Consider the following 12,337-nt stretch of genomic DNA (forward strand, 5'->3'; position numbering starts at 1 on the left):
CTACCACGTCAATATCCCCACTACCTTTCCGAGTATCACCACGGCGTCTCCGATGTCGATGGTTCCATCCGGCGCCGGCTTGTCGCCCACCAGCGGGGCCACGTCACCTGCGGCCAGTTGGGCTGGTGTGGGGGTGGCAAGCTTTACGGCCATCTGCAGGGTCAAAAGCGCGTCGGCGATATCCACCGTCCCGTCATTGTTGATGTCGCCGGTGGGAAGGGCTGTCGATGGGGCATAGATAACGTTCCGCTGGGTCGTGGCGCTGTTACCGGCAAGGTCCGTGGCGGTCACTACAATGGCGTACTGCTTGGCGCCCGTAAAGGAAATCTGCTGCTGGAAGCTGCCGTTTGCCACCTGGGGTGCGTAGGTCTGTCCGTCACAGGCAATGCTGACCGTGACTGCCGTGAGGGTATCGCTGACCGTGCCGGAGATGGTCAGGGAGGGCTGGCTGGTGGTGATGTCCTGGGCCGGGTCGGAGATGGCCAGGGTCGGCTTGGTGGTGTCGGAGACAACGGTTCGCTTGATCGAGGCGCTGTTGCCGGCAAGGTCGGTGGCGGAGACGGTGATGGTGTTCGAGCCGTCAGCCAGGTTGACGATGATGGTGAAGGTGTTGCCGTCCATGGCCGCTGATTGGGGCGAGCCCGAGTTGACGGTTGCCTGGACCGTGGCGCTCTTGTCCACGGTGCCGGTGATGGTGACCGATGCGGCCGCCAGGGTGCTGTTGTCGGCCGGCGAGGTGATGGTGGTGACCGGGCTGGTGGTGTCCAGGGTGATGCTGCGGCTGTCGGTGGTAGTGAGTCCGGCATTGTCCGTGGCCACGGTGGCGATGGTGTTCTTGCCCTGTTGTAGGGTAACGGCCGTGGAGAAGCTGTTGTCTTGAGCAAGGGTTACTGCAGTGCCGTTGACGGTGACGGACGTGATGCCGTTTATAGCGGTGGCTGTGCCGCTGACGTTGAGGGTGGCGTTGTTGGTGACGCTGCTGTCCGCCAGAGTGGAGACGGTAAGGGTGGGTGCAGTGGTGCTGTAGGCAACGGTAATGTTCTGGGTTGCCTGAGAGGCTGCGTTGTAGCTGCTGTCGCCGGCCTGGTTAGCCGCAATGATGCAGGTGCCGGTGGTGATGGCGGTAAAAGTGGCACCGGCTACGGAGCAGACGGACGGAGTCATGCTGCTGAAAAGCACCGGGCTTGTCGATGCCCCGCCGGTGGCGGTAACGGTGCCGGTACTGCCGACTATCACGGTCGGAGCGACCCCGAAGACAATAGTCTGTGTACCTTTGCCGACGGTGAAGCTTTGTGTTGCCTGGGAAGCGGCAAGGTAGTTGGCATCACCACCCTGATTGGCTGCAATGGTGCAGGTGCCGACGGTTACGCCGGTTACGGTTGAGCCGCTGACAGTGCAAATTCCCGGCGTGGTTGAACTGAAGCCGACTGCCAGGCCGGACGTGGCAATGGCGCTGACCGTGCCGCTGCTGCCGGCCGCAACGGTCGGGGCGAGGCCAAAGGTGATGGTCTGGCTTCCCTTGCCGATAGTGAAGCTCTGAGTAACCGTGGCGGCGGCATTGTAGTTAGCGTTGCCCGCCTGGGCGGCGGCAATGGTGCAGCTGCCCGCGGTAATGCCGGTGACGGTGGTGCCACTGACCGTGCAGACTGGCGCTGTTTGCGAGCTGAACGTGACGGCATTGCCGCTGGCGCCACCTGTGGCGCTGACAGTGCCGTTGCCGCCGACCGCGACGGTCGGAGCAGCGCCAAAGGCGATGGCCTGGCTCACCTTGCTGTTGGTCAGGTTGAAATTCGCGGTGAGCGCAGCGACCGTGGCGGTAACGGTATATGCTCCGGCTGTCGCGTTGGCTGCAGGGCTGAACGCAGCGATGCCGTTAGAGGCAGTATTGACACTGCCGCCCGCAGTTATGCCGGCCCCGCTTCCGGGTCCGGCAAAAGTTACACTGATGCCGTCCAGTAAGCCGCCCAGGGAATCGGTGACCTTCGCAGAGAGTGGCGTAGCGAATGCTGCGTTGATGATCGCAGACTGCGGTGAGCCGCCGGTTGCGATCACACTGGCTACAGCGCCCCTCTCATAGGCGCCGATGTCGCAGGTTGCGTCCTGTGGCCGTGCCATGCCACGCTGGTCAGCGGCAGGGCCGGTGGCGCAGTTGCCGGCGTTAATTGCCGGTGAGCCGCTAAGCAGCATCATGGTCCTGGTCGGCCCGCCGTTGTTGGCAAGGGGGCCGAGTTTGGGGTCGACATTGAGATTACCCGCGCCTGCATACCCTCCCTGGACGATGCTGTTGGTAACGGTGATAGTGTCACCGTTGTAGATTTCGCTGCCACCGTTCCCCCAGAGAATGCTGTTGCGGATCAGTGCGGTATCGTCATTGTATACTCCCACAGCAGAGTTGCCCGAGATGGTGGAGTTTTCCACCGTCAAATTGCTCAACAGGTTGTTATATATGCCGCTTCCGGTCGATGCGGTATTGACGGTAATGGTGGTGTTGCTGATGGTCGCCGTGCTGCCGATATTGTTATAGACACCGCCTCCGAAGGCATCGGCTATGTTGCCGGTGATTGTGCAGCCGGATACGGTCAGGGTGGCGCCGGTCTCATTGTAGATGCCGCTTCCCGATGAGGCAACCGCATGGTTGCCGGTAATGAGAGCGTTGCTGATTGTAAGAATGCCTCGGTTGAAAAGAGACGGGCCGTCGAACCAACTGCCGTTGGCGAGGGTTAGTCCGGCAATCTGGACGGTCTTGCCCGCATTGACCTCAAAGATGCGGACGCTCCCCCCGCCGCTGATGCTCAGGCTGGCTGCCCCCGGACCGTTTATGGTCAGATCCTTGTCGATAGTGATCTGCGAGCTCAGCGTTATTGTCTGGCCGTTCAACGCAGCATTAAAAGTGATGGCGTCGCCGGGATTGGCCCCTGCTATGGTGTCACGCAGGCTGCCGGCGCCGCTGTCGTTGGTGTTGGTAACGGTAAGGGTGGCCGCCACCGGTACACCCGATGCCGTGGCCCCGAAAGCCGTTTCGGTCGAACCGCCGTTGCGTGCCTTCACCTGGAAGGTGTAGGTGGTGCCGGTGGTGAGGCCGGTGACGGTCTTGGTCCCCCAGGTGACCGCGTTCTGCCAGACCGCGCCGGCACCCAGCGTACCGTCCGCCTGGACGTAATTGCCGGTACTGGTCTCCTGGATGGCGAATTCCGTCCCGCTCGGGTTGCTGTTAACGTTGACGGCCACATCCAGGGTGGTGGCGGTAGGGTTATTCACTGTTGGCGCCGAAGGCACGTTGGCCAGGGTCCAGAAGGCGACGCGAGCGCCGTAGCCGGTGCCATTGGCGCTCGTTGCATAAGCGCGGGCGTTGTACTGGGTATTGACAGACAGGGAGGTCAGGGAGGCGTTAAAGGCGCCGGTGCCGAAGCTGCCGTTTTCGCTGATATTGGTGACGCCGGCATCGCCGATAATCTTGTCCGTATTGGAATAGGCCCAGTAGATCGCGCCGCGAGTCGTGGCATTGGCGCCGTTGGTGGCTGTGATGTTGCCATTGCCGGTGGCGGCAGTGGCACTGATACTTGACGCTGCCTGAGTGGTGACGGTGGGGGCGGCGACCGGTGTGCCCGAGGCAGTGGCACCGAAAGACGTCTCGGTCGAGCCGCCGTTACGCGCCTTGACCTGGAAGGTGTAGGTGCTGCCGGTGGTCAGGCCGGTGACGGTCTTGGTGCCCCAGGTGGCGGCGGTCTGCCAGACCGCGCCGGCACCCAGCGTACCGTCCGCCTGCACGTAATTGCCGGTGCCGGTCTCCTGAATGGTGAATTCCGTCCCGCTCGGGTTGCTGTTGACGTTGACGCTGACATCAAGCGTCGTGGCGGTCGGGTTATTCACCGTCGGCGCCGCCGGGACGTTGGCCAGGGTCCAGAAGGCAACGCGGGCGCCGTAGCCGGTGCCGATGGCGTTGACGGCATAAGCCCGTGTGTTGTACTGGGTGTTGACCGAAAGAGATGTCTGTGATGCGGTAAAGGCGCCGGTGCCGAAGTTGCCATTTTCACTGACATTGGTGACGCCAGCATCGCCGATGATCTTGTCTGTGTTGGTGTAGGCATAGTAGATCACCCCGCGGGTTGTGGCATTGACGCCGTTGGTGGCGGTGATTGTGCCGTTGCCTGTGGCCGACGTAGCGGCTATGGCCGACGCCGCTTGAGTGGAAACGGTTGGAGCATCGGCATTGGTTGCAAAATTCACCACTCCGCCATAACTGGTTCCCACACTATTCGTCGCATAGGCCTGGACGTAATAGGTCGTAGCGGGAGACAAAGAAGCAATCAATTCGCTAAAGGTTCCTGTCCCACTGCCATTGGCGTCTTGAGTAACTCCAGGTTCGCCAATCGTCGGGGTCAGGTCCGTGGAAGAGTAAACGACACCCCGGCCCGTCACGGTTGCTCCACAATCGGCAGTCACATTGCCACCCAGTGTTGCCGATGTTGCTCCATAGGTGGAAACGGTGGTCGTGGTCAAGGTCGGGGACCGGGACAAGACGAGCTGAATATTATCGAATTCAATATAATCATCCGTATTTGTTGAAACCTGGGCATACAAGATGACGTTCAGCTTTCTTGTATTCGTATTCAAATTGGCGATCGTTACGCTGGATGTCACCCAAACGTCTCCGCTTGTATTGCCATCGATCTCGGATGTTTGCAAAAGAGCATTGGAAGCATCCAGCTCTTGCACGCGAAGGATGCAGTTTGAAGCCGCATAGAATTTCTTCACCTCACCGCTTAGCACGGCCCGGACGCTGCCCGCAGCAATGTCGGCGGCAAGGGAAGTGATGTCAATGATCTGGGAAAGCGACTCATTTCCGGAAGCGGATCCCGGATAATAATCAAAGGCGTAACCGCCGCTTGGACTGTTGCTGACGCCACTGCCCGAGGGACTCAAAGCAACAAAGACCGGGCCTGAATTTGTCCAATTTGCAAGGCTGTTGGTTTCGGCATCGCCATTAAGCACCAGATTGGCGCCGTAACTCGCCGCCATTGCCTGGCTGCTCATCATCAAAGCAATCAGAAGGCAGAATGTCTGGATAATGTTTTTAATCCCACTGATCATAGTAACGGGGGAAATTACCCTATCAATTATCTTGCGCAGGGTTGTCATGGGGCCTCCGGCAAAGGGAATTCAGTATGTTGTCCGGTAATGTCCGGGTCAAACTCCCGGATGGAAATATATTCGGATAAACGGTGCGCATATTCGGATCAGTTGACAGAACTGTTGGCAATAATTGACGGCCCGTCATTAACAAGCAGGTTTTACTTGCCGTCTAAATGGTAGCTTATGAAAATGTTTGTGCAACATAGGGAATACGCAGTAACGATTAGGGAAACCCTTATGTTAGAAGCGTGGACCGGGCGTTTTGCCGACTGGCGCCGTCCCTGCCTCGCCATGTTCTGCTGGTTCACGGTCTATTGATTTATTGACTCTGACCGTATATGGTAATAATCCTGTCAAGCTGCTATCGTTGTTACCGATAACGGTATTATGAGCATTTTCACCCGGTACTGTCATGAGCCTGAATAAAATAGACTCCATACCGGATTATCGCCTGCTGAAACGGGTTGTGATAATTGCCGTAGCGGCACTTATCCTGGTATCGGCAGCGTTTTTCGTGTGGAAATCAATCGCCGAATACCGGTTGACGATCCACGGGGCGGAACTGCAGACGCGGGGCTATGCCAGCGCTCTCAATGAACATGCCGGCCGCGCCCTGAACGAAGCGGATACCGTGCTGCAGGAGGTTATCAAGCAGGTTGCCACCAATGGCGGCATTTCTGCGCAATCCAGCGAATCTCTGCGCAGGATTGCGAGCGCACAGGTTCGCATAACCCCGCAAGTAGCCTCGATCATCCTGGTCAACCGGAACGGCCTGTTGTTTGCCCATTCTCTGGACGCGCCGGTCAGGCAAGCCGATGTGACCGATCGCGATTATTTCATCCATCATCGCGATAACCCCTCTGATACTCCTTACCTGTCAAAGCCGCTCAAGAGCCGGATCAACGGCAAATGGCGCATCACCCTTTCCCGTCCCATCCGGAATGCCAAAGGGGAGTTTGACGGGGTGGCCGCAGTTGCCCTGGATCTGGACTATTTCCGCAAATTTTACGAATCCCTCGACCTGGGCGACCATGGCAAGATCGTGATGGTCCGCAAGGACGGGGTATTGCTACTGGCGGTGCCGTACAAGGAGTCTGACTTTGCCATCGATTTCAAAAAATCCCACCTCATCCGGACCCATCTCCCCCGTTCACCGATAGGCACTTTTCATATCCCCAAGGGGAAGGCGCTCCTGGAATCGACTGCCCGGATCATCTCGTACGCCTCTCTGGACGAGTTCCCCGTGGTCGCAATGGCAAACATGGACGAGGACGAGGTGTTGTCCCAGTGGCAACAAAGCGCCTTAATCCAGGCGGTTCTCGTCATTGCGGTATCTGCAGCGTTGAGTCTGCTGGCAGCGGGACTGCTACGGCAACTGAGGCGTATTGAGGAATCAAACCGGGTGCTGCTGCAGCAGCAGGGCGAGATTGTGAGATCTGCCGAGGCCTGGCAGACAACCTTTGATGCCGTGGCAGACGCCATCTGGGTCATGGATAATGATCGTGTCATTCTGCGCGCCAATAAGGCAACCGAGCAGATTTTCGGCAAACCGGGGGAGCCGGTCGTCGGCCGCAGATGTTGCGAAGTTGCCCATAGCAATGCGACCCCCTTTGCCGGATGTCCCTTCCAGAAGATGCTGGACAGCGGTCATCGCGCCTCAATGCAGATCATGCACGGTCAACAGTGGTACGATGTCACGGTCGATCCGATCAGGAACGACGCCGGCGCTATAACCGGTGCGGTGCACATTGTTTCAGACATCACTGAGTTGAAACTGGTTGAGGAGCAGGCGCTCGAAAACGAGACCCGTATTCTTGGGCTCCTTTCGGCTATACCGGATGCGATCTTCTTCAAGGACGCCGCCGGTAGGTGGTTGCTGGCCAACAACGCCGGAATCGAACTGTTTCGTTTGCAAGCAGTGGATTATTTCGGTAAGACCGATTCTGAACTGGCGGAATTGGTGCCTGAGCGCCGGGAGGCGCTACTGGCCTGCCGGGAATCCGACCGGGCCGCCTGGGAGCAGCAATGCCGGACTCATTCGGAGGAGACAATCACTGATCCGGATGGCACGATCAGGGTATTCGACACCATCAAAATTCCACTTTACAAGACGGATGGCAGCCGGCGCGGCATGCTCGTGGTGGAACGGGATATATCCGACCAGCTGCAGATGGAGATGCAGCTACGCCAGGCGCAGAAAATGGAAGCCATCGGGCATTTAGCCGGCGGTATTGCCCATGATTTCAATAACCTGTTGACGCCGATCCTGGGATACGCCGAGATGGTTGCCGCCCGTCTGCAACCCGGTGATCCGTTGGGCGCAAAGATGGCCGGGATCAGCGCTGCGGCTCACAAGGCCAAAGACCTCACCCAGCAGCTCCTGAGCTTTGGCCGGAGGCAGGCAGTGGCCACGGCGGTTATAGATCTCAACGAGATCATCGAATCGTTTTACATTGTCCTGCGCCGGACTATTCGTGAAAGTATCAGCATTGACCTGGCCCTAGATCCGGCTGGCGCATTTATTGCGGCGGACCGTTCCCAGATGGAGCAGGTGATCCTCAATCTCACGGTAAACGCCCAGGATGCCTTGGGCGGCAAAGGCACCATAGCCATCGAGACCTGCAAGCTGTTCATGGATGGCGAGAGTGCCCGGCTGCACCCGGGGATGATGGACGGTGACTATATCCTGCTGGCGTTTCATGATTCCGGCTGCGGTATGAGCAGTGAGGTGCTCGCCCATATTTTCGAACCGTTTTTCACGACCAAGCCGGCCGGCCATGGCACCGGACTCGGTCTGGCAACGGTTTATGGGATCGTTAAGCAGCACAATGGTCATGTCAGTGTTTTGAGCCGGGAACATGAGGGCACTACCTTTCGCATCTACCTGCCGGCAGCTGCTGAACTTGCACCGGTTGAGACCATGGCGCCGGTTGCCGAACCGGTCAGGGATCATGGAGAGATAACCGTCCTGGTGGTTGAAGACAACGAAATGGTTCGGGACATGGTCCGGGAGATGCTGGAAGGGTACAGCTATCGGGTGCTGACCGCCGCAGACGGTAATAACGCCATTCAAGTTGCAGCAGATAACCGGGACAAGATCGATTTGCTGGTGTCAGATATCGTCATGCCGGGGATCAACGGTCCGGAACTATACGAACAACTGTTGCTGCAGATACCTTCCCTACGGGTGGTTTATATCTCAGGCTATCCGATGAACCCCAGCCTTCGGAAGGACACGCTCGAAGAGGAGGTCAACTACCTGCAGAAACCGTTTACTGCCGAGGCTCTGCTGGAGAGGATCAGGATGGTCCTGTGACGCCCCCGAGTTCCTGCCAGCGGAAGCAATCCACGGTATGGTCGTTCACCATGCCGACGGCCTGCATGTGGGCATAGCAGATGGTGCTGCCGACAAAACGGAAACCCCGCTGCTTGAGATCCCGGCTCATGGTATCGGAAACCGGCGTGCTGGCCGGGACCTCCGAGATGCTTTTCCAGGCATTCCGGATCGGTTCACCGTCCACGAAGCGCCACATGTAGGCATCGAAGGAGCCGAACTCCTCCTGAACCTTGAGGAAGGCGCGGGCATTGGTTATCGCCGACTCCACCTTCAAGCGATTGCGGACGATGCCGGGATTGGCCAGCAGCTCTGCCACGTTTGCCTGATCGAAACAGGCCACCAGTCCGGGATCGAACCCGGCAAAGGCGGTGCGGTACGCCGCGCGCTTCCTGAGAATCGTTATCCAGGAGAGCCCGGCCTGGGCACCTTCCAGGATCAGGAACTCGAACAGCAGCCGGTCGTCGTGAACCGGCACCCCCCATTCCTTGTCGTGGTACTCCCGGTAGAGCGGGTCATTCCCCACCCAGGCGCAGCGGCTAACCGTTGCCGCATTTTCCATTGCTTCCTCCGGATGCCGGACGGATCAACTCCACATCCGGCAGATTCAGATACACATCCTCGATTGTGTCGTATCCGGTTAAGACCTTGATCACCACCGGCAGCGGGTCGGGCCAGATCTCCGGCAGGTCTGCCTCCTGCTTGTCATTCAGTGGAAACGCCAGCCGCTCCACCGGCGGACAGAATTGCGCATCCACCCCCGGCTTGTTCCCCCGCGCATCGATACGATACCAGCCGTAGTCCGGCAGCCAGAACGCATTGAGGCCGTGCAGGCAGTAAGGCGCACCGTTGTCGTTGACCGAGAGCCTCTGATAACAGAGCCCGGCCGGAATGCCGTTGGCCCGCAGGAGAGCTGCCAGCAAATGGCTCTTGGCGTAGCAGTAGCCGGTGGCATATTCCAGTACCTCCGATGCCTTGCAGGTTACCGGATTGAGACGATAATCCCAACTGTGCCTTATCTTGTCCCGGACAAACTCGAAGCAGCGCCGGGCGATTTCGACCTGATCCGTCGAGTTGCCGGAAAGCTCGCGAGCTGCCGCCAGGATCTCCGGGTGCTGCCAGTCGATGTATTCGCTTGATTGGAGAAATGGATTCATGGTGTCCTTTGGTGTCAGAACTAAAAATACTCTTTATGTCGCCAAGATGAACAATCCAACTGATCATTCCCCAAGGAATCGGCCGGTCTGTTCAGTCCTTGGAGTGCTTCCGAGCGATGAGTGTAACCAACCCCCTGGCCGCGGAACGGTATTCGACCGCAAACCCCAGCTTTTCCAGGGTGGTCGCCGCACCATCCGGAGAGATCTTGAGCTTTTTGTAGGCACTCTTGTGTAGCGCCCATCCGTCTGCTTCGCGAGTATATATCAGGTCATGCACTGCGACATGGCTTCCCAGGTCTTCGAGGAAACAGGTGAAGATTGCCTGCTCATCGCTGCGCACCGGGATAAAGCGATCCAGTCCGGCCGGCAGACTGGTCAGGTCGCGATAAGTAACGACAAAACGGCCGCCCGGCTCCAGAAGGGAGTGCACGTTCTCGAACAGCTGCTCGAGCTGTTCCGGTGATCCGAGATGGGTCAGGGTATCGCCCATGCAGACAACCAGTTCAACAGCTGCGGATACGTGACTGGGGAAGTCACAGAGATCAGCCACGACGGTTCTGACCTTCAGGTTGTCCTTATTGTGCCGGGCCAGTTCATCCAGCAGCTCAGCACTCAGATCGATGGCAGTGACGTCGAACCCGGCTTCCGCAAGGGGAATGCTCTGAAAGCCGGGTCCTGCCCCCAGATCGACCGCCCGACCCGACAAATGCGGGGAAATCAGGTGTTCCGCAAAGAAGCGCCGGTTCTCGGCGAATTTCGTCTCTGCTCCGCCAAACATCCAGGAATAGTGCCTGGCCAGGAGATCTCGGTAATGCGCAGCAACGTCGAAAATGATAGCCATAGATGAACCTCAAAACATGTTGGTATTTTCAGACTGCAATGGCTTCTTCTGAACCCGGCAAAATATGATCCTCAGCATCCGCTCCTTTCCTCTGCCTGCCCGGAAAGCGCTGGGACATCCTTATCGATAATTTTAGTCCTTTTTGCCGGGAGCACAATTCATTAAATCGGTCCCCTCGATTTTCAGACTCGGCTCGGTCAATGGACGAGGTAGTTACTCCACCAGCCCGGCCTTCTTGGCAAACGGGTCCCACGTCGGGTCGCGGTGGGCGTCGTATTCGGTCACTTGGGCCAGCCAGTCGGCGATCCCCTGGCCGTAGAGCCGGCCGATCACCGCCAGGCTCATGTCCATGCCGGCCGAGACGCCGGAGGCGGTCACGACGGTGCCATCATCCACCCAGCGGGCCTTTTTCACCCATTTCGCTTTGGGTCCCGGGTCAGTGGACATCTTCCAGAACATCTTGTTGGTGGTGGCCGGCCGGTTGTCCAGAATACCCGCTGCCGCCAGGAACGACGCGCCGTTGCAGACGGACATCACCAGCGGCGTCTGCATTGCCTGTGCCTTGAGCCAATCCAGCGTGGCTCGGTCCTTCAGCAGCGGAAAAACGGCCATACCGCCCGGCACCAGCAGATAGTCGAGCGCCGGGGCATTGTCAAAGCCGTAATCCGCAACCGTCTTCGGCCCTTGGGCCGAAGCGACCTCACCCTGCCTGGCGGCAATGGTCACCACCTCCACTGCCACCCGCTTCTCCTCCCCGCCCCAGAGTGGAGCCGGAGCATGGCGCAGGTTCCCCCACAGCTCCATCGGCCCGTAAGCATCCAGCATCTCGAAGCCGGGGAAGATGAACACCCCCAGCACCTTCTTCTGCACCGTTGGCGGCGCGGTCTGCACCTCCGGACCCTTGGCCTCACCGCGGCCGACGATACAGGCCAGCACCAAGAGGACAGCGGCGATGATTCTCTGCAGTTTTTCGTTCATCTGTTCGCTCCTTTGTTCCCAACTGATGGGAAATGAAAATTTTCATTACCGTAGTACGGCAAGCGGAGCAGAACACGCCGTTTTCGATGAACGGCGGAAGAGTGTCGATGAACGGCTACAGATGCGCCAGCGCCCGCTTCAAATCCGTTGCCCGGCGGCGCGACACCGGGATCGGTGGGATCTGATCATGATCGAGGTGAAGCGTCAACTGGTCGCTGCCGGAACGGATCGATTTCCGTATGTGCCGCAGGTTGACGATAAAGCTTTTGTGCACCCGCATCAGGGCGGGCGAAGGATAACGGAGCAGGAAACCTTTCAGGTTCAGGTGCTCGTAATATGTCCCGTCAGTGGTGAAGATCCGGCAATAATCGCCGTCGGACTGGACCGCGCGCACGTCGTCGATGGCGATGAAGCGATAGGAGCCCCCCTCGGCCACCGGGACCTTCTTCATCTCCACCAAGCCGCTCAAGGGGTTCCTGACGGCGCCGGTCTGGGCGGTCACGTCGATGAAGGTCACGGCCCAGCAGGTCTGGGGAGCCGGCGTCGTGATGGTGAGCTGCGACAGGTTGTTCATGATCGCCCGACCCAGCACGTCGATTATGACCGTCCTGGCCTCGCCCGGTGGTGCATCGATCATTTCGCGCATGATTCCCCGAACCAGTTCGCGGCTTTTCCCGGGATGATAGAGAAAAAGGCTCCTCCCCAATTCATCCGGTACCGGCCCAAAGACCTTGCGGGCAAAGTCATTCATGCCGATGACGCGCAGATCGGAAGAGAGGAGAACCAGGCCGATATTGAGGCTGCTCAGGAAATTTTCCATTTTGTTCGAACTCCGGTTCCGGCTGATCCGCCGGTAATGCCTCACAGCATCCGATCCACGATAATACGGCAATT

The 12,337-nt window shown here is 58.6% G+C and carries 7 protein-coding genes; 1 reads left to right on the forward strand and 6 read right to left on the reverse strand.

Features of this window, described 5'->3' with window-relative positions:
• Complete coding sequence (locus OR1_RS15545) at nt 1-5,139, reverse strand: S-layer family protein (protein ID WP_041972816.1); 5,139 nt, start codon at nt 5,137-5,139, stop codon at nt 1-3.
• Between the two features lie 406 nt (nt 5,140-5,545).
• On the opposite strand from OR1_RS15545, the gene OR1_RS21030 reads away from it, so the two are divergent.
• Nucleotides 5,546-8,449, forward strand: coding sequence for a PAS domain-containing protein (locus OR1_RS21030; RefSeq protein ID WP_052440527.1), 2,904 nt, complete (start codon nt 5,546-5,548; stop codon nt 8,447-8,449).
• Here the strand turns inward: OR1_RS21030 and OR1_RS15555 are convergent.
• From OR1_RS15555 to OR1_RS15575, 5 genes are all read right to left on the reverse strand, one after another.
• A complete protein-coding gene (locus OR1_RS15555; protein ID WP_041972818.1) occupies nt 8,433-9,029 on the reverse strand; it encodes a DNA-3-methyladenine glycosylase I in 597 nt (198 codons plus the stop codon). The genes OR1_RS21030 and OR1_RS15555 overlap by 17 nt on opposite strands.
• Entirely contained in the window at nt 9,007-9,624 is a 618-nt protein-coding gene (locus OR1_RS15560; RefSeq protein ID WP_041972820.1) for a transglutaminase family protein, read from the reverse strand. Before OR1_RS15560 ends, OR1_RS15555 begins: the two co-directional genes overlap by 23 nt.
• 91 nt (nt 9,625-9,715) lie before the next feature.
• Nucleotides 9,716-10,465, reverse strand: coding sequence for a bifunctional 2-polyprenyl-6-hydroxyphenol methylase/3-demethylubiquinol 3-O-methyltransferase UbiG (locus OR1_RS15565; protein ID WP_041972822.1), 750 nt, complete (start codon nt 10,463-10,465; stop codon nt 9,716-9,718).
• A gap of 213 nt (nt 10,466-10,678) precedes the next feature.
• Nucleotides 10,679-11,443, reverse strand: a complete 765-nt coding sequence (locus tag OR1_RS15570; RefSeq protein ID WP_052440529.1) for a DJ-1/PfpI family protein — start codon at nt 11,441-11,443, stop codon at nt 10,679-10,681.
• Between the two features lie 115 nt (nt 11,444-11,558).
• A complete protein-coding gene (locus OR1_RS15575; protein WP_041972823.1) occupies nt 11,559-12,263 on the reverse strand; it encodes a LytTR family transcriptional regulator DNA-binding domain-containing protein in 705 nt (234 codons plus the stop codon).
• Nucleotides 12,264-12,337: the final 74 nt, after the last annotated feature.

Source organism: Geobacter sp. OR-1 (assembly GCF_000813145.1).
Taxonomy (GTDB): Bacteria; Desulfobacterota; Desulfuromonadia; order Geobacterales; family DSM-12255; genus Geoanaerobacter.

What these genes read in the sequence shown, in the direction of transcription:
- OR1_RS15575 (WP_041972823.1), bottom strand. Translation starts at nt 12,263, where the DNA reads ATGGAAAATTTCCTGAGCAGCCTCAATATCGGCCTGGTTCTCCTCTCT.
- OR1_RS21030 (WP_052440527.1), top strand. Translation starts at nt 5,546, where the DNA reads ATGAGCCTGAATAAAATAGACTCCATACCGGATTATCGCCTGCTGAAA.
- OR1_RS15565 (WP_041972822.1), bottom strand. Translation starts at nt 10,465, where the DNA reads ATGGCTATCATTTTCGACGTTGCTGCGCATTACCGAGATCTCCTGGCC.
- OR1_RS15545 (WP_041972816.1), bottom strand. Translation starts at nt 5,139, where the DNA reads ATGACAACCCTGCGCAAGATAATTGATAGGGTAATTTCCCCCGTTACT.
- OR1_RS15570 (WP_052440529.1), bottom strand. Translation starts at nt 11,443, where the DNA reads ATGAACGAAAAACTGCAGAGAATCATCGCCGCTGTCCTCTTGGTGCTG.
- OR1_RS15555 (WP_041972818.1), bottom strand. Translation starts at nt 9,029, where the DNA reads ATGGAAAATGCGGCAACGGTTAGCCGCTGCGCCTGGGTGGGGAATGAC.
- OR1_RS15560 (WP_041972820.1), bottom strand. Translation starts at nt 9,624, where the DNA reads ATGAATCCATTTCTCCAATCAAGCGAATACATCGACTGGCAGCACCCG.